The sequence below is a fragment of the Actinomadura rifamycini DSM 43936 genome (assembly GCF_000425065.1).
In the GTDB taxonomy this organism is placed as follows: domain Bacteria; phylum Actinomycetota; class Actinomycetes; order Streptosporangiales; family Streptosporangiaceae; genus Spirillospora; species Spirillospora rifamycini.
Genome location: NZ_AULB01000009.1, coordinates 276,054 through 298,861 on the forward strand (window position 1 = coordinate 276,054; position 22,808 = coordinate 298,861).

Annotated in this window: 20 protein-coding genes; 6 read left to right on the forward strand and 14 right to left on the reverse strand. The window is 74.9% G+C overall.

The annotated features are described in order from the left end of the window. Positions 1–173 precede the first annotated feature (173 nt). Genes H505_RS0108085 through H505_RS0108105 form a run of 5 tightly spaced genes read left to right on the forward strand, consistent with a single transcriptional unit; the run spans position 174 to position 6,051 of the window. The gene (locus H505_RS0108085) at positions 174–2,516 is read left to right on the forward strand and encodes a xanthine dehydrogenase family protein molybdopterin-binding subunit (RefSeq protein WP_026401583.1); all 2,343 of its coding nucleotides are present in this window, start codon (positions 174–176) and stop codon (positions 2,514–2,516) included. Then, entirely contained in the window at positions 2,513–3,406 is an 894-nt protein-coding gene (locus H505_RS0108090) for an FAD binding domain-containing protein (RefSeq protein WP_026401584.1), read from the forward strand. The genes H505_RS0108085 and H505_RS0108090 overlap by 4 nt, the downstream gene beginning before the upstream one ends. After that, positions 3,399–3,938, forward strand: a complete 540-nt coding sequence (locus H505_RS40505; protein WP_169528805.1) for a (2Fe-2S)-binding protein — start codon at positions 3,399–3,401, stop codon at positions 3,936–3,938. Before H505_RS0108090 ends, H505_RS40505 begins: the two co-directional genes overlap by 8 nt. Positions 3,939–3,976: 38 nt before the next feature. Next, the gene (locus H505_RS0108100; RefSeq protein WP_026401585.1) at positions 3,977–4,813 is read left to right on the forward strand and encodes a mycofactocin-coupled SDR family oxidoreductase; all 837 of its coding nucleotides are present in this window, start codon (positions 3,977–3,979) and stop codon (positions 4,811–4,813) included. Positions 4,814–4,857: 44 nt separating this feature from the next. Continuing rightward, on the forward strand, positions 4,858–6,051 hold the full coding sequence (locus H505_RS0108105; protein ID WP_026401586.1) for a cytochrome P450: 1,194 nt from the start codon (positions 4,858–4,860) through the stop codon (positions 6,049–6,051). A 93-nt stretch (positions 6,052–6,144) separates the two neighbouring features. Here H505_RS0108105 and H505_RS0108110 read toward each other — a convergent pair whose 3' ends face one another. The 13 genes from H505_RS0108110 to pdhA all read right to left on the reverse strand — a co-directional run bounded on the left by H505_RS0108110 (position 6,145) and on the right by pdhA (position 20,049). Then, on the reverse strand, positions 6,145–6,771 hold the full coding sequence (locus tag H505_RS0108110) for a TetR/AcrR family transcriptional regulator (protein WP_026401587.1): 627 nt from the start codon (positions 6,769–6,771) through the stop codon (positions 6,145–6,147). Between the two features lie 62 nt (positions 6,772–6,833). Continuing rightward, positions 6,834–7,778, reverse strand: coding sequence for a hypothetical protein (locus H505_RS0108115; protein WP_026401588.1), 945 nt, complete (start codon positions 7,776–7,778; stop codon positions 6,834–6,836). Continuing rightward, positions 7,775–9,073: an MCE family protein gene (locus tag H505_RS47405; protein WP_051300417.1), complete on the reverse strand. Its 1,299-nt coding sequence runs from the start codon at positions 9,071–9,073 to the stop codon at positions 7,775–7,777. The genes H505_RS0108115 and H505_RS47405 overlap by 4 nt, the downstream gene beginning before the upstream one ends. Beyond that, positions 9,070–10,089 (reverse strand): MCE family protein, encoded by a 1,020-nt coding sequence (locus H505_RS40515; RefSeq protein ID WP_051300418.1) that lies wholly within the window; start codon positions 10,087–10,089, stop codon positions 9,070–9,072. Before H505_RS40515 ends, H505_RS47405 begins: the two co-directional genes overlap by 4 nt. Before the next feature lie 8 nt (positions 10,090–10,097). Then, on the reverse strand, positions 10,098–11,135 hold the full coding sequence (locus H505_RS0108130; RefSeq protein WP_026401589.1) for an MCE family protein: 1,038 nt from the start codon (positions 11,133–11,135) through the stop codon (positions 10,098–10,100). Then, positions 11,132–12,208 carry an MCE family protein gene (locus H505_RS40520; RefSeq protein WP_051300419.1) on the reverse strand — a complete coding sequence of 359 codons (1,077 nt, stop codon included), beginning with the start codon at positions 12,206–12,208 and terminating at the stop codon, positions 11,132–11,134. The genes H505_RS0108130 and H505_RS40520 overlap by 4 nt, the downstream gene beginning before the upstream one ends. Beyond that, the gene (locus H505_RS40525) at positions 12,205–13,374 is read right to left on the reverse strand and encodes an MCE family protein (protein ID WP_051300420.1); all 1,170 of its coding nucleotides are present in this window, start codon (positions 13,372–13,374) and stop codon (positions 12,205–12,207) included. Before H505_RS40525 ends, H505_RS40520 begins: the two co-directional genes overlap by 4 nt. Further along, complete coding sequence (locus H505_RS40530; protein WP_051300421.1) at positions 13,374–14,441, reverse strand: MlaD family protein; 1,068 nt, start codon at positions 14,439–14,441, stop codon at positions 13,374–13,376. Before H505_RS40530 ends, H505_RS40525 begins: the two co-directional genes overlap by 1 nt. Then, on the reverse strand, positions 14,438–15,289 hold the full coding sequence (locus H505_RS0108150; RefSeq protein WP_026401590.1) for an ABC transporter permease: 852 nt from the start codon (positions 15,287–15,289) through the stop codon (positions 14,438–14,440). The genes H505_RS40530 and H505_RS0108150 overlap by 4 nt, the downstream gene beginning before the upstream one ends. Beyond that, positions 15,289–16,083 (reverse strand): MlaE family ABC transporter permease, encoded by a 795-nt coding sequence (locus H505_RS0108155; RefSeq protein ID WP_026401591.1) that lies wholly within the window; start codon positions 16,081–16,083, stop codon positions 15,289–15,291. Before H505_RS0108155 ends, H505_RS0108150 begins: the two co-directional genes overlap by 1 nt. A 486-nt stretch (positions 16,084–16,569) precedes the next feature. Then, positions 16,570–17,928 carry a dihydrolipoamide acetyltransferase family protein gene (locus H505_RS0108160; RefSeq protein ID WP_026401592.1) on the reverse strand — a complete coding sequence of 453 codons (1,359 nt, stop codon included), beginning with the start codon at positions 17,926–17,928 and terminating at the stop codon, positions 16,570–16,572. Continuing rightward, entirely contained in the window at positions 17,925–18,941 is a 1,017-nt protein-coding gene (locus tag H505_RS0108165; protein ID WP_026401593.1) for an alpha-ketoacid dehydrogenase subunit beta, read from the reverse strand. The genes H505_RS0108160 and H505_RS0108165 overlap by 4 nt, the downstream gene beginning before the upstream one ends. A 1-nt stretch (position 18,942) precedes the next feature. Further along, complete coding sequence (gene pdhA, locus H505_RS0108170) at positions 18,943–20,049, reverse strand: pyruvate dehydrogenase (acetyl-transferring) E1 component subunit alpha (protein ID WP_026401594.1); 1,107 nt, start codon at positions 20,047–20,049, stop codon at positions 18,943–18,945. A 119-nt stretch (positions 20,050–20,168) separates the two neighbouring features. Here pdhA and H505_RS0108175 point away from each other — a divergent pair, with 119 nt between their 5' ends. Beyond that, the gene (locus H505_RS0108175) at positions 20,169–20,681 is read left to right on the forward strand and encodes an Lrp/AsnC family transcriptional regulator (RefSeq protein ID WP_026401595.1); all 513 of its coding nucleotides are present in this window, start codon (positions 20,169–20,171) and stop codon (positions 20,679–20,681) included. A gap of 74 nt (positions 20,682–20,755) precedes the next feature. Here the strand turns inward: H505_RS0108175 and paaZ are convergent, their stop codons facing one another. Next, a complete protein-coding gene (gene paaZ, locus H505_RS0108180; protein ID WP_034517053.1) occupies positions 20,756–22,804 on the reverse strand; it encodes a phenylacetic acid degradation bifunctional protein PaaZ in 2,049 nt (682 codons plus the stop codon). Positions 22,805–22,808: the final 4 nt, after the last annotated feature.

The window sequence follows — 22,808 nt, forward strand, 5'->3', positions numbered from 1 at the left end:
GCGTTCGCGGAACGCCTACGGGAGCCCGCGCAGGCGGCGCCGGGGGCCCTTGACCGCCTCTGGGGGTGATGCTAAGCATATGCTCAGCATCACTGAGCGAGAACGTCATTACCGGAACCGCTCGAGGAGGCCCGGATGGCACACGTCCCACCCCGACCCCCCGGACCGGACCGGTGACCGGAGCGCGGGCGGCCGCGGCGCGCTACGCGGGCGCCCGGGTGCCCCGGGTGGAGGATCCCCGGCTGCTCACCGGCCGCGGCACGTACGTCGACGACGTGGTGCGGCCCGGGATGCTGCACGCCTGCTTCGTCCGCAGCCCGCTCGCCCGCGCCCGCGTCCTCGGTGTCGACGCCGCCGAGGCGCTCGCGCTCGAGGGCGTCCACGCGGTGTTCACCGCGGCGGACCTCAACCCGGACGTCCGCGAGCAGTGGTACACGCTGATCGGCCGGGACGTCCCGGACACCCCGCGCCCGCCGCTGGCCGAGGGCGAGGTCCGCTTCGTCGGCGACCCGGTCGCCCTGGTCGTCGCCGCCGACCGCTACGTCGCCGAGGACGCCGCCGAGCTGGTGTCCGTGGACTACGGGCCGCTGCCGCCGGTCGCCGACTACGCCGCCGCGCGCGCGTCCGGCGAGCTCGTCCACGAGGGCTACCCCGGCAACGTCGCGGGCGAGCTCGGCGGCCCGCCCGCCGACGAGCTCGCCCCGGTCTTCGACGGCGCCGCGCTCGTGGTGCGCGAGACGATCCGCCAGCAGGCGTACGCGCAGGTGCCCATCGAGACGCGCGGGCTGGTCGCCGAGTGGTCCGCGCCGACGGGCGAGCTGACGATCTGGGCCGCGACGCAGTCGCCGCACGAGGTCCGCCTGTTCTGCTCGCGGCTGCTCGGGCTCCCGGAGCAGCGCGTCCGGGTGGTGATGCGCGACACCGGCGGCGGCTTCGGGCAGAAGGTCGTCCCGCAGCGCGAGGACATGTGCGTCATGCTGGCCGCCCGCAAGGTGCCCGGCGCGCTCAAGTGGATCGAGGACCGGCGGGAGAACCTCATGTCCGCCGGGCAGTCGCGGCACGAGCACGCCGACGCCCGGCTCGCCTTCGCCGCGGACGGGACGATCCTGGCGGCGGCCGTCGACCACGTGCAGGACGTCGGCGCGTACCCGGTGCCGTGGCCGGTCGGCACGGCCGCGGCCGTCGGGATGTTCTTCCCCGGCCCCTACCGCGTCCCGCGCGCCGCCTGGACGTCGACGTCGGTGTTCTCCAACACCGTCGGGCGCAACGCCTACCGGGGCCCGTGGCAGCTCGAGTCGCTCGCCCGCGAGGTGCTGCTGGACGTCGCGGCCCGCCGGATGGGCCTCGACCCCGCCGAGCTGCGCCGCCGGAACCTGCTGCGCCGGGACGAGCTGCCGTACACCAACCCCAACGGGATGCCGTACAGCGACATCACGCCGCTGGAGACGTTCGAGCGGGCGCTGGAGGTCCTCGGCTACGAGGAGTTCCGCAAGGAACAGGAGCGGGCCCGCGCCGAGGGCCGGTACCTCGGCGTCGGCACCTGCACCTACGTCGAGCCGACCACGGCCGCGATGGCGCTGCACGCCACCGAGGGCGCGACGATCCGCATCGAGCCGTCCGGCAAGGTGAACGTCTACGTGTCCGGCGGGTCGAGCGGCAACAGCATCGAGACCACCGTCGTGCAGCTCACCGCGGACGCGCTGGGCGTGGACATCGCCGACGTCAGCACGATCCAGGGCGACACGGCGGTCACCCCGTTCGGCGGCGGCGCGGCGGGCAGCCGGTCGGGGTCGATGACCGCGGGCGCCGTCGGCGAGACGGCGGCCGTGCTGCGGGAGCGGATCACCGCGATCGCCGCGCACCGGCTCGAGGCCGCGCGGGGCGACGTCGAGCTGGCCGGCGGACGGGCGCGGGTGCGCGGCGTCCCCGGCGCGGAGGTGTCCCTGGCGGAGATCGCCGAGCTGGCCTACTTCCAGCCTGACGCGCTGCCGCCCGGCGTCCCGCCGGGACTGGAGCACAGCGGCCGGTACCACCCCGGCACACCGGTGATCTTCGCGAACGCGACGCACGTGTGCACCTGCGAGGTGGACGTCGTGACGGGGGCGGTGACGCTGCTGCGCTACATCGTCGGCGAGGACTGCGGCCCGATGATCAACCCGAACGTCGTCGAGGGCCAGATCGCGGGCGGCGTCGTCCAGGGCATCGGCGGCGCCCTGTACGAGAACCTCGCCTACGACGGCGACGGCAACCCCGTCGCGACCACGTTCATGGACTACCTCCTCCCCACGGCGGGCGACGTGCCCGCCATCGAGTACGGGCACGTCGAGACCCCCGCCGCGGGGCCCGGCGGCTACAAGGGCGTCGGCGAGGGCGGCGCGATCGGCGCGCCCCCGGCGGTGGTGAACGCGGTGGCCGACGCCCTCGCCCCGTTCGGCGCGGAGATCACCCGCCTCCCGCTCACCCCGGAGTCGATCGCGGCGCTGGTGCGCGCCGCGGACGGGACGGTGCCGCGATGAAGCCCGCCGCGTTCGACCACCACGCCCCCGCCGACGTCGGCGAGGCCGTCGCGATGCTGGCGGACCTCGGCGAGGACGCGAAGGTCATCGCCGGCGGGCAGAGCCTCGTCCCGATGCTCGCGCTGCGCCTGGCGGTCCCCGAGCACCTGGTCGACCTGCGCCGGACGGCCGGGCTGCGCGGCGTCGCGGAGCACGGCCCGGCCGACGGGCGCGACGGCGTCCTGCGGGTCGGGGCCTGCACCACGCAGACCGCGATCGAGCGGTCCGCCGAGGCGGCCCGCGCCGTGCCGCTGCTCGCCCGCGCGACCCCGCTGATCGGGCACTTCCAGATCCGCAACCGCGGCACCGTCGGCGGGTCGCTGGCCCACGCCGACGCCGCCGCCGAGTACCCGGCGGTCGCCCTGGCGCTCGGCGCCCTGCTGCACGCCAGGTCGCCGCGCGGCGCGCGGACCGTCCCCGCCGACCGGTTCTTCACCGGCATGTGGACGACGGACCTCGCGGACGACGAGCTGCTGACGGCCGTCGACTTCCCCGTGTGGCGGGGCCGCCGCGGCTTCGCGATCGAGGAGTTCGCCCGCCGCGGCGGCGACTTCGCCATCGCGGGCGCGGCCGTCGCCGTCGAGCTCGACGCCGCCGACCGGGTCCGGCGCTGCGGCATCGGCCTGTTCGGCCTCGGCGCGACGCCGCTGCGCGCCGCCGCGGCGGAGGAGGCCGCGACCGGCACCGCCGTCGCCGACGTCACCGCCGACGAGGTGGGGCGCGCCGCCGTGGCCGGGCTGGACGCGGTCCCGGCCGACCTGCACGCGTCCGCCGACCACCGCAGACACGTCGGGGCCGCCGTGACGGCGCGCGCCTGGCGACGAGCCGTCCGGGAGGCCGCGCATGCCTGACGCCGACATCCGGGTGCGGGTCAACGGCGTGCCCCGCCGCGCGACCGTCCCGCCCCGCCTCACCCTGGCCGACTTCCTGCGGGAACGCTGCGGCCTCACCGGGACGCACCTGGGCTGCGAGCACGGCGTGTGCGGCGCCTGCACGGTCCTGCTGGACGGCGAGGCCGTGCGGGCCTGCCTGGTGTTCGCCGTCCAGGCCGACGACGCGGACGTCACGACCGTCGAGGGCGTCGCCGCGCCGGACGGCGCGCTGTCGCCCGTCCAGGAGGCGTTCCGCGACGAGCACGGGCTGCAGTGCGGGTTCTGCACGCCCGGGTTCGTCGTGTCGGTGACCGCGTTCCTGCGCGACAACCCCGACCCGACCGACGAGCAGATCCGCGAGGCCCTGTCCGGCAACCTGTGCCGCTGCACCGGCTACCAGGGCATCCTCAGGGCCGTCCGGACGGCGGCGCGGACGGCCCCCGCCGGCCCGCACGCCGACCCGCACGCCGGCCCGGATGCCGACCCGTCCGCCGCCGGCGCGTCGGGCTGAACCTCCGCCGCCCCTTCCGAAGAGAGAAGAGGACCCCCATGCCCGGACGAGTCGAAGGCAAGGTCGCTTTCATCACCGGCGCCGCGCGCGGCCAGGGGCGCGGCCACGCCGTGCGCCTCGCGCAGGAGGGCGCCGACATCATCGCCGTCGACGTCTGCGAGCAGATCGACACCGTCCCGATCCCCATGTCCACCCCCGAGGACCTCGCCGAGACGGTCGCCCTGGTCGAGGCGACCGGACGCAAGATCGCCGCCACGCGGGCGGACGTGCGCGACTTCGACGCGCTGAAGGCCGCGGTGGACGACGGCGTCGCCCGCTTCGGCCGGCTCGACATCGTCGTCGCGAACGCCGGGCTCGCCGCCTCCGGCGACGAGATCCACAAGATGGACGCGAAGCTCTGGCGCGACTCGATCGACGTCAACCTCACCGGCGTCTGGCACACCGGCAAGGCCGCGATCCCGCACGTCATCGACGGCGAGCGGGGCGGCTCCATCGTCCTGACCAGCTCCGTCGGCGGGCTCAAGGCCCACCCGAACATCGCGAACTACGTCGCCGCCAAGCACGGCGTCGTGGGCCTGATGCGCTCGATGGCGGTGGAGCTCGCGCAGTACGGCATCCGCGTCAACTCCGTCCACCCCACGCAGGTGAACACGCCGATGCTGATGAACGACCTGACCTACCGGATGTTCCGCCCCGACCTGGAGAACCCCACCCGGGAGGACATGGCGCCGATCTCGCAGATGATGAACGCGCTGCCCGTCCCGTGGGTGGAGGCCGAGGACATCAGCAACGCGGTCCTCTTCCTGGCCTCCGACGAGAGCCGCTACATCACCGGGGTGCCGCTGCCGATCGACGCGGGCTCGATGCTCAAGTGACCGGACGCGCGCCGCTCACGTCCACCGACACGCGAGGAGGGCACGTGCACACGGACGAGCCGCTCTACTGGGACCCCTACGACACCAGGTTCACCCGCGACCCCTACCCCACCTACCGGCGGCTCCGGGAGGAGGCGCCGCTGTACTACAACGAGAAGCACGACTTCTACGCGGTCAGCCGGTACGACGACATCGAGCGCGGCCTGCCCGACTGGCGGACGTTCTCCTCGGCGCGCGGCGGCATCCTGGAGATGGTCAAGTCCGGCATCGAGATGCCGCCCGGCACCCTCATCTTCGAGGACCCCGAGATCCACGACGTCCACCGCCGCCTCCTCGTCCGCGTGTTCACCCCGCGCAGCATCGCCGAGCTGGAGCCGCGGGTGCGCGACTACTGCGTCCGCACCCTCGACCCGCTCGTCGGCGCGTCGGAGTTCGACCTGATCCGCGAGGTCGGCGCGGAGCTGCCGATGCGGGTGATCGGGATGCTGCTGGGCATCCCGGAGGCCGACCAGGAGGCCATCCGCGACTCCGCCGACGCGAGCCTGCGCACCGAGGCCGGCGGGCAGATGGACCTCCAGGACATGGCGATCATGAGCAGCGAGCTGTTCCGCGACTACATCGAATGGCGCGCGAAGCACCCGTCCGACGACCTCATGACCCGCCTGCTGACCACCGAGTTCGAGGACGAGGACGGACGGACCCGCACGCTCACCCACGACGAGGCCCTCACCTACACCACGGTCGTCGCGGGGGCGGGCAACGAGACCACGGGGCGGCTCATCGGCTGGCTCGGCTCGGTGCTCGCCCGGCACCCCGACCAGCGGGAGGCGCTCGTGGACGACCCGGCGCTGATCCCCGGCGCGATCGAGGAGGTGCTGCGGTACGAGCCGCCCGGGCCGTTCATCGCCCGGTACGTCACGAAGGACGTGGAGTACCACGGACGGACGGTGCCGGAGGGCAGCGCGATGATGTTCATCGTCGCCGCCGCCAACCGCGACCCGGGCCGGTATCCCGACCCCGACCGGTTCGACGTCCGCCGCAAGGTGGGCCAGCAGCTGACGTTCGGCCTCGGCGTCCACTACTGCCTGGGCGCCGCCCTCGCCCGGCTCGAGGGCCGGGTGGCGCTGGAGGAGATCCTCCGGCGCTTCCCGCGCTGGGACGTGGACTGGGACGGCGCCCGGCTGGCGCAGACCTCGACCGTCCGGGGCTGGGAGACCCTGCCGCTCGTCATCGGGTGAGGGCGCGCCGCCGGACTCCCGCCCCGGCGCGCACGGTCCGCGCCGCGCGCCGGGGCGGGCCGGAGACGGGCCGGTGACGGGCCGGGACGGACGCTAGGACGCCCGGGACGCCCCGGGCGCCCCGGCGCCCGCGCCGGCGAGGAGCCCCGGGACGATCCAGCGGCGCGCGAACGCGCGCGGATCGGCGCGCGCGGCCTCGGGCACCGCGAGGAAGGAGAACAGCAGCCGCATGAAGAACTCGGCGAGGCCGTCGAGGTCGGCGGAGCCGTAGCCGAGGGCCGCCCAGTCGATCCGCAGCCGGAGGAGGAACGCCTTCATCTCGGCCAGCGCGGCCTCGGAGAGGATGTCGGACCCGAGGCTGGCCGTGTGCCCGCTGGTGAGCTGCATCCCGACGTACGACTCGCGGGGGAGCCGTTCCACGGCGCGGGCGAACAGCTCGACGACGATCGCGGCCGGGTCGGTGAGGTGGGCCAGCTCCGCCGCGATCCGCGCCTCGAACTCGTCCGCCGCGGCCAGCCCGGCCGCCTTCATCAGCTCCTCGATGTTGCGGTAGTACCGGTACACGGTCGCGCGCGTGACGCCGAGCTCCTCGGCGACCTGGGTGAAGCCGACCTTGCGCGCGCCGTACCGGTCCACGCACCGGATCATCGCCTCGATGATCCGCCGCCGGGCCTCGTCGTCGTCCCGGGGAGGGTCGCCCCGCCAGCCGTGCGTGCGCATGCGTGGGCTCCCCCTTGAGCACTGGGTCGATCGGGTCCGTTGGAACGCTACACGCCCCGCGGCTAGGGCCGTCCCGTGGACGGGAGCCCGCCCGGCAGCCCGGAGCCCGCCGACCCGTCCGCGCCCTGCTCGCCTTCCGCGCCTTCCGCGCCGTCCCCGCCGGGCAGCGGCTCGCCGTTCTCGTCCGTGACGGACTCCGCCCCGGGGCTGAGCAGCGTGATGTTGCCCGCCAGCCACCGGCCCGACGCGTGCTCCATGCTGAGCGCGACCGTGGCCCCGTTGTTGCTCTGCACGGTCTCGGCCGTGGTCACCTTGGTGTTGATGACGACCAGCACGTTCGCGGCGCCGTCCTCGATCTCGCCGGGGTAGATCCCGTGGATGCGGGCCTCGGAACTGACCTTGTTCTTCGTGAAGTAGCTCGTGAGGCTCGCGGCGGTGGGCCGGATCGCGTCCGCGGCCTTCTCGGTGAGCAGCGGGTACTTCGCCGCGAACGACTCGTCCATCCGCCGGTGGTCCCAGTTGAAGAAGGTGTCCGCGACCTTGCCCGCCGCGCTCGCCAGGTCCCGGCGCAGTTCCGCCTCGCGCGCCAGTTCGCTCTTGTCCTGCCAGACGACGCCGAGGGCGGCGCTCACCGCGACGAGCGCGGCCGCCGGGACGATGCGCAGCGCGAGCCGGACGCGCGGCCCGCGGGCGCGCGCGCCGCTCCCGGCGTCCGCGGGCTTCGCGGCGCCCTTCGCGGGTCCGTCTCCGTTCCCGCCCTCGTCGCCGTCCTTGCCGGCGTCCTCACCGCCGCCCTTGCCGAACGACGCGGCGAGGATCGCGGGCGGGACCTTCGGCGGCCGCCGCCCGTCGAGCCCGGGGACGGTCCGCCGCCGGGGCCGCGCGGCGCCGCCGTCCCGCTCGTCCCCGTCTCGCGCGCTCCCGTCCCGCCCGCTCCCGTTCCGTCCGCTCTCGTCGGCCGGGCCGAGCGTCAGCCCGTACTCGTAGACCGCGGTCTCGCCCTTCATCGGCTTCTCCTCCTCCAGGACGGGCGCCGGGCCGCCCCGAGCATGCCCAGGGCGACGCGCAGCAGGATCAGGCCGGCCACGGCCGGCGGCAGGTAGACGGGCCACGGCGTGCCGTCGTCGCGGCCCGCATCGGTTCCGTGGCCCGCCGGAACCGCGGTCCGCGCCGCCGTGGCGGGTCCGGTGTCCGCGCCGGTGCCGGTGCCGGGCGCCGCCGAGGCTTCGGGCTTCGGCGGCTTGTGCGCCGCGGGCGGGTCGACGCCCGCGCAGGACGGGACGGGCGGGATGCCGGGCAGCGGCGCGAGGTTCCGGTACTCGACCGCGCCCTCGACCGGCCCGGGCGTGATCACGAAGTTGATGTTGAGGTTCGGCTGGCCGCCGACGAACGTGACGGCGCCCCGCATCGCCTCCGCGAGCCGCGGCGACCACGCCAGCCCCTCGGCGAGGGCGGCGACGTTGCCGTCCGACAGGGCGGTCGGCAGCGCGTTGCCCAAGGCGCCGAGCGCGCACCGCGCGGCGGGCTCGGACGCGCGCAGCAGTGCGGCGACCTTCGCCGCCAGATCGGGGGACCCGTCGCGGATGCGGGCGAGGTCCGCCTCGACGTCGGCGAGGGCGGAGGTGAGGCCGGCGGTCGCGGACACGCCCGCCGCCAGCTCGCCGCGCTTCGCCGCGAGCGTGCGGGTCAGCGCGCTCAGGTCGCCGATCAGGCCGTCCAGGACGCGGGTGTCCTCGGCGAACGTGCCGGCGAGGCGGGCGGCGCCGTCGACGGTCGCGCGGAGCGTGCCGCCGCGGCCCTCGAGGCCGTCCGCCAGCTCCCGGGTGACGATCCGGAGGTTCCGCGCGTCGAGCCCGTCGACGGCGTCGGTCACGGCCTCGAACAGGTCGCCGTAGGTGCGGGTGACGCTCGTCCGGGACAGCGGGATGACGGTGCCGGGACGCATCGGCGGCGCGTCCAGCCGGCCCCGCGCGGGCGCGAGGTCCACGTACGGTTCGCCGATCGCGGACTTGAGGCCGGCCGCGGCCGTGGCGCCGCGCGGCACCCGCTCGCCCTTCTCGATGGTGAGGTCGACCGCCACCGCCCCCCGCTCCAGCCGCACGGCCCCGATCTTCCCGACCGCCACGCCGAGGTAGGTGACGTCGAAGCCGGGCTGGAGCCCCGGCGACCGCTCGAACCGGGCGGTGATCCGGTAGGGGCGCGCGAACGGGTCGAACTCGAGCACGTTGCGCACCGCCCACACCGACAGGACGACCGCGAGGAGCGCGAAGACCGCCAGGTTGAGGCGGACGCGGCGGGTCACGGCCGGGGTCCCAGCATGTCGACGAGCCCGGCGAGCGTCGACGGCGCCGCGGCGCCCGCGCCGGTCGCCGACCCGTCGAAGTTGATCACCGTGTAGACGAGGAGCTGCCCGTTGTAGACCTGCCGGGGCATGCGTTCGACGAACTCCTGGAGGCGGGTGATCAGCGTGCCGAGCCGCGTCCGGTCGTCCGCCAGGACCTGGAAGGTCGGGCCGAGCCGCTCCACCAGGTTCCGCAGCTCGTCGGTGTACCCGATCAGGACGGTGTCGTTGACGGTCTTCGCCGTGTCGGAGAGCGAGCGGACGGCGGCGAGGAGCCGCTCGCGGTCGCCGGCGAGCACCCGGGTGGCGTCGGCGAGGCGTCCCGGCAGCCGGTCCAGCGACTCCTCCCGGGCGGCCAGCCGCTCGCCCAGCTCGGCCAGGTCGTCGACGGCGCGGGCGAGCTCCCCGCGGTGCCGCTCGAACGTCGCCAGCAGCGTCGCGGCGTCCCCGACCATGGCGTTCATCGCCGGGCCGCGCCCGGCGAGGGCGGTGGCGGCGGTGTCGACGATCCCGGGGGCGTCGCCCGCGGCGAGCGCCCCGACCAGCGGGGCGGCGCCGCCGACGACGTCCTCGAACCCGGGGGCGGTGCCGGCCGACGCGACCCGGGCGCCGTCCGGCAGGAAGGGGCCCCGGTCCAGCCGGCCCCGCGGCGGCCGCAGCTGGACGTAGTTCTCGCCGAGCAGGGACGTCACCGTGATCTTCGCGGTCGTCCCGGCGGGGACCTCCACCCCGTCCCTGATCGACATGGTGACGCGGGCGCGGTAGCCGGCGGTGCCGCCGCCCACCAGGGCGATGCCGGAGACCGACCCCACCTCCACGTCCGCGATCTTGACGGCGTGCCCGGCGACGAGGTTCTGGACGTCCGCGAACTCGCCGGTCAGGGTGAGCGGGCCCGCGGTGGCGGAGAGCGTCTGCAGGGAGCATCCGGACAGGCTTCCGGTGAGCACGAGCACCCCGGCGAACAGGAGGTATCTCACGGCGGCTCCTACTGGCAGTTGGAGTAGGGAGGGGGGAGCGGGCACGGCACGTTCTCGTTGATGTCGGGTTCGCGGAGGATCGCGGCCAGGTAGGAGCGCGCGAAGTTGTCGAGCGTGACCCGGAGGGTGATCGACCGCTTCTCCGGGTCGTAGGCGTTGACGAACTGGAAGCCGGTGCCGGGCAGCGACCGCAGGAGCTGCCCGAGCCGGTCGGCGTTCCCCTCGATCATCAGCGCGACCTGCGCGAGCCTCGCCAGGTCGCCGGGCAGGGTGTTCCGGTACTCGTCGATGAGCTCCTCGCCGCGTTCGACGAGGTCGGCGATCTCCCGCACCAGCGTGCGGATGCTCCGCCGCTCGGCCGCCAGCGTCGTGGACGCCCGGGAGAAGTGGTCGACCAGCGCGCCGAGGGTCCGCTCCCGGCCCCGGACGACCCCGGCGAGCCGGTTCAGGTTGCGCGCGATCTCCAGCAGCCGCTCGTCCTGCCCGGCGAGGTCGTCCATGAGCCGCCCGGCCTCCTGGAACGCCTGGTTGAAGGCGGTCCCGTTGCCGTCCATGCTCGCGGCGGCGGCGCCCAGCGCCGCGTCGGCCTTCGCCGGGTCGACGCCGTCGAGCAGCCGGCCGAACGACTGGAGCGCCTCGTTCACCTCCACCGGCACGCGCGTCCGGTCGGTGCGCAGGACGGCGCCGTCGGCGAGCCGCGGCATGCCGGGACGCCACGCGGGCGCGAACGTCAGCGTCCGCTCGCCGATCAGGCTCAGCGGGACGATCGCCGCGTTCGCCGCCGCGGGCAGCGGCACGTCCTCGTCGATCTCCGCGACCACCCGGACCCGGCCGCCGACGGGCTCGACCGAGACGACCGTGCCGACGTCGATGCCCATCACCTGGACCTGCGAACCGGGATAGAACGACACGGCCCGGACGAAGAAGGCGGTGACGCGGTAGGTCTCCGCGGCGAAGGGGCCGATCGGGACGCCGCACCCGCCGAGGACGAGGACGAGCGCGGCCGCGAGCGCCGCGGCCGGGGAGCGTCGGTCGCGCGCCGTCATTCGACCTGTCCCGTCGGTACGAGGGGGTAGTTCGGCGGGTTGAAGTTCGGCTGCGGGCCGACCACGCCTGGCTGGACCGGGCCGAAGCCGACGAAGCCGCCCTCCATCCACCGGCCCTCGCGGCTGCCGCTGGTGCTCATGCCGAAGAAGGCGGGGCCGAACCAGGCGAGGGCGGTGTTCAGGGACGGCAGGTTCTCGCCCGTCATCGTCTCCATGGCGAGGTGGAAGTCGTCGAGCACCGTCTCCAGCTGCTTCCGGTGCTTCGTGAGCACCTCGTCGAGGCTCCGCACGACCCTGCTCCCGGAGCCGAGCGCCGAGGCCAGCTCGTCCCGCCGGTCCGCGAGTTCGCCGAGGAGCGCCTCGCCGTACCGCAGCAGCCGCGCGAGCTGCTCGTCCTTCGCCGCCAGGGCCCCGGTGAGCTTCTCCCCGCCGGCGATGACCGCGCTGATCTCGGGCCACGACTCGTTCAACCCGGCGGCGACCTTCCGCAGGTCGGCGAGCATCTCCGCCGTCTTCTCCCGGGACGGGAGCTCGACCTTCGCGGCCTCCGTCAGCAGCTTGTCGATCGCCTTCGCGTCGAGCCGTCCCGCCGTCTCCGCCGCCGAGCCGAGCGCGGTGCTCAGCGAGTAGGGGACGCTCGTGCGTTCCAGCGGGATCCGCCGCTCGCCTTCCGGCCGGGACTCGAGGTACGGCGCGACGACCGGTCCCGAGAGCCGCAGGAAGTGGCCGCCGAGCAGGTTCGACAGCCGGATGTCGGCGTGCATCCGCGGTCCCAGCTCGACGCCGGACTCGACGTTCCAGGAGACGACCACGCGGCCGCGGCCGAAATCGGGGGCGATGCCGGTGACCTCGCCGATCCGCACCCCGGCTAGCCGCACCTCGGCGCCCTCCTTGATGCCGCCCGCCCCGGCGAACACGCCGCTGACCGTGTAGCCGCCGCGCAGCAGCCCGAGCGTCCCGTACGCGTAGGTCGCGACCACCAGGACGGCCAGCACCGGGACCGTCACCAGCGCGAGCCGCACCGGATCGCGGTCGCGGAACGACCGGGCGAGCGGGTTCGCGCGCCGGCTCATCCCCGGCCTCCCGTCCGGCCGGCCCCCGGCCCGCCGGTCTGCCCGCCGGTCTGGTCGCCGAGGAAGAGGATCTGGACCATCGCCCGGAAGACCCGCTGCTGGTCGGGCGTCAGCCGCGCCTCCTCGGCGCTCACCGCCGGGTCCGGGCCCCGGCCCGTCCCGGCGGCCGGAGGCGGCGGCAGCCGCATCGGGAACGGGCACGTCTCGGCGTAGACGACGTTCATGCACAGGGCGTTGCCGCGGAGGAACTTGCCCCCGGACATGAGGGTCAGCAGCGCCTGCAGCGCGGACGGCAGCGCCTTGATCATCCGGTCGAGGTCGTCCATCCGGCTGTGCGCGACCTCCATCAGCTCCGACGTCCCGTCCACCAGCCGCCCGAGCCGCGGCGCGGCGTCGCCGAGCACCTCGTCGAGCCCCGCGGCCAGGCCCTCCAGCCGGACGGCCGCGTCCCCGATCGCGGCGCGGTTCTGCGCGAACGCCCGGGTGAGGCTCGTCAGGTTGTCGATGGTCTGCCCGATCTGCCGGTCCCGGGCGGCCAGCGCGTCGGTGACCGTCCGGTAGTCGGCGAGCATCTGCTGGACGGTCCCCGTCCGGGAGCTGAGCATCCGGAGGAGCGACGCCAGGTTCGCGGTCATCTGCCGGATCTCGTCCTGGTTGCCTTCGAGCGCGACCGCGAACGACCGGAGGATCGCGTTGACCTGCTTCGGGTCGATGCCGCCGAGCAGCGGCGCCAGGTCGTTGACGAGCGCGCCGAGGTCCGCCGCGGAGCGCGTGCGGGTCAGCGTCCGGCCGTCCGCCAGCATGACGGGGCTGGACCCGGTCTCCAGGTAGACCTCGCGGTTGCCGATGAGGTCCCGCCAGCGGACGACCGCCGCGGAGTCCTCCGGGAGCCGCAGCGACGCGCGGACCTCCATCCCGACCACCGCGCGGCCCTTCACCACCTCGACCGACTCGACCCGGCCGACCTTCGTGCCCGCGACCTTGACCGGGTCGCCCGGCCGCAGCCCGCTGACGTCGTCGAACCGGGCCCGCAGCGCCATCCCGGAGCCGAGGTCCGTGCCCGCGATCCGGAACGCCAGGTAGACGGTGAGCAGGGTGGTGACGACGCCGAACACCAGGAACCCGCGCGCGGCCCGGCCGTCCGGGAGCGCCCTGCGCCGCGCCATCAGTCGCCCTCCCGTCCGGCGGCGCGCGGGTCCTCGGGGATCGCCGGTTCGACCGGCCCGCAGATGCCCGGCAGCGTCTCGCAGAGCAGGGTGCTGGACTCGACGTGCACGGTCACCCGCGAGAGCAGGGTGCCGTGCGGGCCCGGGATGTTCGCGATGCCCGCGAGCTGGGTCAGGATGGAGCCGCTGCTGCTGATCAGGTCGGGGAAGACGCCGCGTTCGCGGTACAAGACGCCGACCGCCGGATCGGCCGCCCCGATGATCCGGCCGGGCGCCCCCGGGTCGGCGGCGAGGATCCGCTCGACGGTCCGCGCCGACTCGTCGAGGCCGGTGAGCAGCCGGCGGAACTCCTCCGGTTCGCCGGTGACGGCCGGCAGCACCGTGTCCAGGTCGGCGGCGATCCCGCCGATCTCCTCGCCGTGCTCGGCGGCCGTCGCGGCGAGCGCCCCGCCGTCCGCGATGACCGCGCCGAGGTCGTCCGCGCGGCGCGCGGTGACGCCGAGGAGCGCCGCCGAGTCGTCGATCAGGCCGCCCAGCGTCCCGCCCCGGCCGCCGAGGCCGCCGCCGAGCGCCGCGGTGATCGTGGCGACGTCCCGCGGGCCGAGCGCCTCGAGCAGGTCGACGGCGGGCGCCGCGACGTCCGTGAGCTCCCGCGGGTCGGTCGTCCGCGCGATCGTCCCGCCGTCCGCGAGGAACGGGCCCGTCGCCTCGTCCCGTCCCGGCCGCAGGTCGACGTACTTCGGCCCGAACGCCGACAGCGGGACGATCGCGGCCTCCGCGGCGACCGGGACGCGGACTCCCGGGTCGACGCGGAGCGTCACCAGCGCGCGGCCCGCGCCGGTGAGGCGGATCGACGCGACCCGCCCCACGGTGACGCCGCGGATCCGGACGTCGGAGTGGTCGGTCAGGCCCTCGCCGGCGCGGCCGAACGAGGCGCGCAGATGGATCGACCCCGGATGCGTGTCGCGCGCGGCCAGGACGGACGCCGCGAGGCAGGCCGCGAGGACGGCCGCCCCGAGGGCGCCGAACCGGAGCCGGGAGCGCGGTGTCAGGTCGACGGTCTTCATCCCGTGAGGCTCACTGTTCCGCCGTCGCCCCAGAAGATGTAGGACAGCAGCAGGTTGGCCATGATGATCGTCACCATGGACTCGCGGATGGCCTGCCCGGTCGCCAGGCCGACGCCGACCGGGCCGCCGGCGGCGTTGTAGCCGCGGTAGCAGTGGACGAGCACGATGATCACCGTGAACACGACCACCTTGACGACGCTGTACAGCACGTCGATCGGCGGCAGGTAGAGGTGGAAGTAGTAGTCGTAGATCCCCGGCGAGATGCCGAAGAAGTGGATCGAGATCAGCCGGGTGGCGAAGAAGCTGGCGAACAGCGCCAGCAGGTACAGCGGCACCAGCGTGATCAGCGCGGCCGCGAGCCGGGTGCAGACCAGGTGGGCCAGCGAGTTGACGCCCATGACCTCCAGGGCGTCGATCTCCTCGGAGATCCGCATCGCGCCCAGTTCGGCGGTGAACGAGCCGCCGAGCTGGAAGATCAGCGCGACCCCGGCGATGATCGGGGTCACCTCGCGCACGTTGGCGTAGCTGGCGATGATCCCGGCGAGCGACTCGACGCCGACCCGCTGCAGCCCCGGGATGGCCTGGAGGCCGACCGTGGTGCCGGTGAAGAACGACATGAAGAAGATCACCACGACCATGCCGAGGCCGAGGACGACCGCGCCGACCCCGGCGCTGATGTCGCTGACCTGCGCGATGACCGTCTTCCGGTGCCGGCCGCGCGCGATGTCGGCGACCAGGTGGTGCAGCACCCTGCCGCAGAACACGACGAACTCGGCGAACTCCGGCGCCTGCCGCGGGCGGGCGCGGCGCAGGACGACGGCGGCGCGGTGCGGGACGAGGGCGGTCATCAGATCCTCGGGGGGAAGAGGCCGTACGCCAGGGTGGAGATCACGTAGTTGGCCGCGAAGACGAGCATCGCGGCGATGACGGCCGCGCGGTTGACCGCGCGGCCGACGCCGCTGGCGCCGTACCCGCAGGTCATGCCCTTCCAGCAGGCCACCGCCGCGGCGATGAAGCCGAACACCCACGCCTTGAACAGGGTGATCAGCAGGTCGGAGAGCCGCAGCAGCGACGTCGCCTCGCCGAAGTACGAGCCGGGCGTCACCCCGCCCCGCACGACGTTGAAGAAGAACCCGCCGGCGACGCCCGCCAGGATGATCAGCGAGCAGAGCATCACGCCGACCGTGCTGGCCGCCCACAGCCGGGGCGTCACCAGCCGGTGGACGGGGTTGATGCCCAGGACCTCCATGGCGTCCAGCTCGTCGCGGATCCGCCGGGAGCCGATGTCGGAGGTGATGGCCGACCCGGCGGCCCCCGAGATCAGCAGGGCCGCCGCCATGGGCGCCACCTGCGTCACCAGCGCCTGCACGACGGTGGCGCCGGTGCCCGACTCCGCCCCGATCTGCCGGACGATCTGGCCGACCTGCAGCGCGATGGTGCCGCCGAGCGGCAGCGCGATCAGCATCACCGGGAGCGTCGTGACGCGGGCGACGAACCAGCACTGCTCGACGAACTCGGCGCCCCAGCGGCGGACGTCCCACGTCTTGCGGAAGCCCTCGAGGGTGATGGCGAGCAGGACGCCGGTCTGCTCCAGTGCGCCGAGGGGCCGGCCCCGGCGCGCGCGAAGGCGGGCGGTCACCATGAGAAACAGTCGCTCCTCTGTTGAGATCGACATTCTCGTTTTGGTGCAAGTCGTTCGCGGATACTTGATGTGTGATTTTCAACGCAGAGAGCGACAGTACACTCTGGCGCGAGTAGTACTGTCAAGGGGCGCCGCGGAAGTCGGCGCCGAAAAAAGCCACCGCCCGGCCGGCGGCCGGGCGGTGGGGGGTCGGCGAGGGCGACGCGGGACGCGGCCGGCGGCGCCGGGACGGGTCGCCCCCGGTAGTGGTCGGCTCAGTTCACCGGCGACGCCGGGGATCCGGCGCCCGGCCGGGGCGGCCGGCGGCCCTCGGCGCAGCCGCGGGGTCCGGCTCACGTCCGGGCCGCGCCGCGGGCGCGCCGCGGCCCGGACGTGAGCCTTCCAGAAGCCCGCGGACCAGCGCCCGCGTGACGTGCCACATGAACCGCATCGCGCCCCCCGATCATGATCGCAATGAGAACGATCATGGCGCGGCCGTTCATTCCGTCAGACGTCGGCGAGCAGGACCGCCGGGTTCTCGACGAGGTCGGCGACGTGGCGCAGGAATCCGCCAGCGGCGCCGCCGTCGCAGACCCGGTGGTCGAAGGTCAGGGACAGCTGCGCCACCCGGCGCGGCACCACCGCGTCGCCGACCACCCAGGGGCGCCGGGCGACGCGGCCGACGCCCAGCAGCCCGGCCTCCGGATGGTTGATGATCGGGGTGGAGCCGTCGACGCCGAACACCCCGTAGTTGTTGAGGGTGAACGTGCCGCCGGTGAGGTCGCCGGGCGGCAGCCGCCCGTCCCGCGCGAGGCCGGTGAGCCGGGTCAGCTCGGCGGCGAGCCCCGCCGTCGTCAGCAGGTGCGCGTCCCGGACGACGGGCACGACGAGCCCCCGGTCGGTCTGCGCGGCGAACCCGAGGTGGACGTGCCCGTGCCGGACGATCTCGCCGCGCTCCCCGTCGACCGACGCGTTCAGCTCGGGGAAGCGCCGCAGTCCGTCCACGCAGATGCGGGCCAGCAGCGCCAGCAGCCCGATGCCGAGGTCGGGCCGCGCCTCCCGCAGCGCGTCCCGCGCCGCGAGCAGCCCGGTGGCGTCGGCGTCCACCCAGGTGGTGGCGTCCGGGATCTCCCGGCGGCTGCGGGCCGTCCGGTCGGCGACCGTCCGGCGCAGCCCGCGCAGCGGGATCCGCTCCGCCGCGAACCCGCCCGCGGCGACGGGCGGCGCCGACGCGGACGGTGCGGGCGGCGCGGGCGCGGACGGTGCGGACGCGGACGGTGCGGGCGCGGCCGCCCGGGCGGCGACGGCCCGGTCGACGTCGCGGCGCAGGATCACCCCGCGCGGCCCGGTCGGGCGGACGTCCGCGAGGTCGACGCCGTGCTCGCGGGCGATCCGGCGGACGAGCGGGGAAATCACGCGGGGCGCGTGCCGCTCGGGCGGCGCGGCGGGCGCGTCCCGGGCGTCGCGCCGGGCGCCCCGGCGGCGCCCGCCCTTCCGGGCCGTGCGGCCGGTGCCGTAGCCGATCAGGACGTTGCCGGAACCGGCCCGCTCCTCCTCCCGGTAGCGGGCCGCGTCCGGGGACTCGCCCGGGGACCCGCCGGCGTCGCCGGGCGCGTCCGCGCCGACCTCGATGAGGGGTTCGCCGACCGCGAGCACGGCGCCCGCCTCGGCGTGCAGGCGGAGCACGGTCCCGGCGTAGGGCACCGGCACCTCCACGACTGCCTTGGCCGTCTCCACCTCCACCACGACCTGGTCGATCGCGACCGTGTCGCCGGCCGCGACCTTCCAGTCGACGATCTCGGCCTCGGTCAGCCCCTCGCCGAGGTCGGGCAGCCGGAACACCCGGCCCGTCGCGGTCGCCGTCACGACGCCTCCCGCGCGAGGTGGAGAAGGTCCGGCTCGTCGCCGAACTGCAGCCGGTCGACCGCGTCGAGGATCCGGTCGACGTCGGGCAGGTGCGCGTGCTCCAGGTGCGGCGGCGGGTAGGGGATGTCGAAGCCGGTGACGCGCAGCACGGGCGCGGCCAGCGAGTGGAAGCAGCGCTCCTGCACGCGCGCCGCGATCTCCGCGCCGACCCCCGCGAACCCCTGCGCCTCCTGGACGACCACGCAGCGGCCCGTCCGGCGGACGGACGCCACGACGGTGTCGTCGTCGAACGGGACGATCGTCCGCAGGTCGACCACCTCGAGGTCGATGCCGTCGCGGGCAGCGGCCTCGGCGGCCTGCAGCGCCACCGGGACGGTCGGCCCGTAGGCGACGAGCGTCGCGTCGGCCCCCGCGCGCCGCACCGCCGCCCGTCCGAACCCGGCGGGGCGCCGGGCGGCGGCGGACGTCTCGTCCTTGGCCCAGTACAGCCGCTTGGGCTCCATGAAGACGACCGGGTCGGGGTCGGCGATCGCGTCGCGCAGCAGCCAGTAGGCGTCGTCGGGGGTCGCGGGGGTGACGACCTTGAGGCCGGGGGTGTGCGCGTAGTACGCCTCGCTGGAGTCGCAGTGGTGCTCGACGCCGCCGATGCCCCCCGCGTAGGGGATGCGGATCACGATCGGCAGCGACAGCAGGCCGCGGGTGCGGTTGCGGGTCTTGGCCACGTGCGAGGCGATCTGCTCGAACGCCGGGTAGGCGAACGCGTCGAACTGCATCTCCACGACCGGGCGGAACCCGCCCATCGCCATCCCGACGGCCAGGCCGACGATGCCGGCCTCGGCGAGCGGGGTGTCGAAGCACCGGTCGTCGCCGAACTCGGCGGTCAGCCCGTCGGTGATGCGGAAGACACCGCCCAGCGGGCCGACGTCCTCGCCGAAGACGAGCACCCGCTCGTCCTCGCGCAGCGCGTCCCGCAGGGCCGTGTTCAGCGCCTGCGCCATCGTCAACGCGGTCATGTCACTGCTCCTCGGCGGCGAGTTCGGACGCCAGCAGGTCGCGCTGCTCGCGCAGCTGCGGGGTGGGCTCGGCGAAGACGTGGTCGAACAGCTCCAGCGGGTTCGCCCGGGGGTCGGCGTTCATCCGGTCGCGCAGGCGCGCGGCGAACTCCTCGGCGGCCTCGTCCGCGGCGGCGACGTCTCCGGGGGCGAGGAGGCCGCGGCCGCGCAGGTGGGCCTCCAGCCGGGCGAGCGGATCGGCGGCCGCCCACCGCTCGACCTCCTCGGCCGTCCGGTACCGGGTGGCGTCGTCGGCGTTGGTGTGGGCGTCCATCCGGTAGGTGTGGGCCTCCACGAGGAACGGGCCGCCGCCCGCCCGCGCGTCGGCCACGGCCGCGTCCAGGACGGCGAGGACGGCGACGAGGTCGTTGCCGTCCACCTGCTCGGACCGGACGCCGTAGCCGACGCCCTTGTACGCGAGCGCGGGCGCCGCCGTCTGCTTCGCCAGCGGCACCGAGATGGCGTACTTGTTGTTCTGCACGAAGAACACGACGGGGGCGTTCATGACGGCCGCGTAGTTGAGGGCCTCGTGGAAGTCGCCCTCGCTGGTGCCGCCGTCGCCGACGAACGCCATCACGACGCCGCCCCCGCCCTTGCGGCGCAGCGCGTCGGCCAGCCCGACCGCGTGGACGGTCTGCGTCGCCAGCGGCGTGCACTGCGGGGCGACCCGGACGGCGGCCGGGTCGTAGCCGCAGTGCCAGTCGCCGCGCAGCAGCGTGAGCACCTCGACGGGGTCCAGGCCGCGGGCGACCAGCGCCATCGAGTCGCGGTAGGTGGGGAAGAGCCAGTCGTCGCCGCGCAGCGCGAGGACGCCGCCGATCTGGCACGCCTCCTGGCCGCGGCTGGACGGGTAGACGGCGAGCCGCCCCTGCTTGGTGAGCGCGGTCGCCTGGGCGTCGAAGCGGCGGCCCAGGACCATGCGGCGGTACGCCTCCAGCAGCCGCCCGCCCTCCGGCGCGGTGTAGCCCGCGGGCGGCTCGGCGGCCGTGCCGTCCTCGGCGACGAAGCGGACCGGGACGGGTGAGGGAAGCAGCCGGTCGGCCCCCGGTGGATGTGCGGCCACGGTCATGGGGTCGCTCCCTTTCACTGGACGCTTTTAAGGAGAGCGTCCGCCGTGTCGACCATCTGTTCAATACTTCGGGCACAATGAGCGACAAGTAAGTACTTGCGGGACGTATGGAGGGCCGAATGTCCAGCGACGAGGGTGGTGCGGGCGGTGCGCCGGGACGAATGGCCGGCGGCCCGCTGGACGCGGTGGACCGCGCGATCATCGCGGAGCTGCTGCGCGACGGGCGGATGTCGGTGCGGGCCCTGGCGGAGCGCGTCCACATCTCCCGCGCGAACGCGTACGCGCGGCTGACCCGGCTGACCGACGACGGGGTCATCACCGGGTTCACGGTGGAACTCGCCCCGCACAAGGCGGGCCTGGGCACCAGCGCCTACGTGTCGGTCACCATCGAGCAGAACTCCTGGCGGGAGCTGTCGGCCCGGCTGCGGGAGGTCCCGTACGTCGAGCACTTCGCGATGGTCGGCGGCGACTACGACGTCCTCGTGCTGGTGCGGGCGCCGGACAACGCGGCGCTGCGGCACGTGGTGCTGGAGTGCATCCAGGACATCCCGGGCGTCCGCGCCACCCGCACCTGGCTGGTGTTCGACGAGGCCCGCGGCCGCGGCGCCGGCTGGGGCGCGGACGGCGGCTGACGGCCGTCCCGCGGGCGGCCGGAGGGCACGGCTCCGCCCCGGCGCCGGGGATCCGGCGCCGGGGCGGGCGGGGGTCACTCGGAGGACTGCGGCCAGGTCTTGGCGACGAGCGTGAGCACGTCGTAGGTCGCGACCGGCTCGCCGTCCCGGTTCGCCACGACGGCGTCCCAGCGGACCTCGCCGTAGTCGGCGCCGGTGCGCGGCGTGATCTGCTTGACGGTCAGCGTCACCGCGATCGAGTCGCCCGCCTTGACCGGGGTGAGGAAGCGCAGCCCGTCCACGCCGAAGTTCGCCAGGACCGGCCCGGGCGCCGGGTCGACGAACAGCCCGGCGGCGAGCGACACCACGAGGTACCCGTGGGCGACGATGCCGCCGAACAGCGGGTTGCGGGCGGCGGCCTCCGGATCGGTGTGCGCGTAGAACGTGTCGCCGGTGAACTCCGCGAAGTGGGCGATGTCGTCGAGCGACACCGTGCGCGGCGCGGAGGCGATGGTGTCGCCGATCCGCAGGTCGGCCAGCGATTTGCGGAACGGGTGGACGCCGGACCCGGTGCGCTCGGCGCCGGTCGTCCACGTGCCGGTGACCGCGGTGAGCAGGTCGGGCGACGCCTGCACGGCGGTGCGCTGCATGTGGCCGAGGACGCCCCGGATCCCGCCGAGCTCCTCGCCGCCGCCCGCGCGTCCCGGCCCGCCGTGGACGAGCGCGGGCAGCGGCGACCCGTGCCCGGTGGACTCCTTCGCGTCGTCGCGGTCCAGCACGAGGACCCGCCCGTGCCACGGCGCCAGGCCGCGGACGACCGTGCGCGCGACGTCGGGGTCGTGCGTGACGACGGACGCGGCGAGGCTGCCGCGGCCCCGCGCGGCCAGCTCGACCGCCGCGTCGACGCCGTCGTAGGTCAGCACGGTGCTCACCGGCCCGAACGGCTCCACGTCGTGCGGCTCCGCGGCGCCCGGACGCGCGCGCAGCAGCACCGGCGTCATGAACGCGCCGCGCTCGGGGTCGCCGTCGAGCAGCGGGCCCGCGCCCGCCGGGTCCCCGGCGACCACCTCGGCCGCCGCCCGCAGCGCTTCGACGGCCTTGCGGACCTCGGCGCGCTGCGCGAGGCTCGCCAGCGCGCCCATCCGGACGTCGGCGTTGCGCGGATCCCCGACGGTGATCTCCGCGAGCCGGGCGGCGAGCGCCTCGATGACGGGCTCGGCCATCGGCTCGGGCACCAGCACCCGGCGGATGGCGGTGCACTTCTGCCCCGCCTTGACGGTCATCTCGGTGACGACGCCCTTGACGAACAGGTCGAACTCCGGATCGTCCGGGCGGACGTCCGGCCCGAGGATCGAGCAGTTGAGGGAGTCGGCCTCGACGCCGAGCCGGACGCCGCCGTCCAGCACGTTCGGGTGGCGGCGCAGGATGCCGGCGGTGTGCGCGGAGCCGGTGAAGGCGACCGAGTCCTGGACGGTGAGCCGGTCGAGCAGCCCGTCGGGGCTCCCCGCGAGGAGCTGCAGCGCGCCCTCCGGCAGGATGCCCGACCCGATGATCTGCCGGACGGCGAGCTCGGTGACGTACGCGGTCTGGCCCGCGGGCTTGACGATCGACGGCAGCCCGGCGAGGAACGCGGGGGCGAGCTTCTCGAGCATGCCCCAGACCGGGAAGTTGAACGCGTTGATCTGCACGGCGACGCCCGGACGGGACGCGTACACGTGCCGCCCCACGAACGTCCCGCCCCGGCCGAGGCGCTCCAGGCCGCCGTCCAGGACGATCGTGTCGTTCGGCAGCTCGCGCACGCCCTTGCTCGCGTAGCCGAACAGCGTGCCGATGCCGCCGTCGACGTCGACGGCGGTGTCCCGGGAGGTCGCGCCGGTCCGCACCGACAGCGCGTACAGCTCCTCCTTGCGCTCGGTCAGGTGCTTGGCGAGCGCCTTCAGCAGGCCGGCTCGCTCGTGGAACGTCAGCGCGCGCAGCGCCGGCCCGCCGGTCCCGCGGGCGTACCGGACCATCTCCGCGACGTCCGGGCCGCGCCGCGCCAGCCGCGCGACCTCCTCGCCGGTCGCGGCGTCGAGCAGCGGTTCACCCTCGCCGTCCGCGCGGAACCAGCGTCCGGCGGCGTAGCTCTCCAGCAGTCGACTCACGCCT

What these genes read in the sequence shown, in the direction of transcription:
- H505_RS0108090 (WP_026401584.1), top strand. Translation starts at nt 2,513, where the DNA reads ATGAAGCCCGCCGCGTTCGACCACCACGCCCCCGCCGACGTCGGCGAG.
- H505_RS40505 (WP_169528805.1), top strand. Translation starts at nt 3,399, where the DNA reads ATGCCTGACGCCGACATCCGGGTGCGGGTCAACGGCGTGCCCCGCCGC.
- H505_RS0108100 (WP_026401585.1), top strand. Translation starts at nt 3,977, where the DNA reads ATGCCCGGACGAGTCGAAGGCAAGGTCGCTTTCATCACCGGCGCCGCG.
- H505_RS0108110 (WP_026401587.1), bottom strand. Translation starts at nt 6,771, where the DNA reads ATGCGCACGCACGGCTGGCGGGGCGACCCTCCCCGGGACGACGACGAG.
- H505_RS0108115 (WP_026401588.1), bottom strand. Translation starts at nt 7,778, where the DNA reads ATGAAGGGCGAGACCGCGGTCTACGAGTACGGGCTGACGCTCGGCCCG.
- H505_RS0108130 (WP_026401589.1), bottom strand. Translation starts at nt 11,135, where the DNA reads ATGACGGCGCGCGACCGACGCTCCCCGGCCGCGGCGCTCGCGGCCGCG.
- H505_RS40520 (WP_051300419.1), bottom strand. Translation starts at nt 12,208, where the DNA reads ATGAGCCGGCGCGCGAACCCGCTCGCCCGGTCGTTCCGCGACCGCGAT.
- H505_RS40525 (WP_051300420.1), bottom strand. Translation starts at nt 13,374, where the DNA reads ATGGCGCGGCGCAGGGCGCTCCCGGACGGCCGGGCCGCGCGCGGGTTC.
- H505_RS40530 (WP_051300421.1), bottom strand. Translation starts at nt 14,441, where the DNA reads ATGAAGACCGTCGACCTGACACCGCGCTCCCGGCTCCGGTTCGGCGCC.
- H505_RS0108150 (WP_026401590.1), bottom strand. Translation starts at nt 15,289, where the DNA reads ATGACCGCCCTCGTCCCGCACCGCGCCGCCGTCGTCCTGCGCCGCGCC.
- H505_RS0108155 (WP_026401591.1), bottom strand. Translation starts at nt 16,083, where the DNA reads ATGGTGACCGCCCGCCTTCGCGCGCGCCGGGGCCGGCCCCTCGGCGCA.
- H505_RS0108165 (WP_026401593.1), bottom strand. Translation starts at nt 18,941, where the DNA reads ATGACCGCGTTGACGATGGCGCAGGCGCTGAACACGGCCCTGCGGGAC.
- pdhA (WP_026401594.1), bottom strand. Translation starts at nt 20,049, where the DNA reads ATGACCGTGGCCGCACATCCACCGGGGGCCGACCGGCTGCTTCCCTCA.
- H505_RS0108175 (WP_026401595.1), top strand. Translation starts at nt 20,169, where the DNA reads ATGTCCAGCGACGAGGGTGGTGCGGGCGGTGCGCCGGGACGAATGGCC.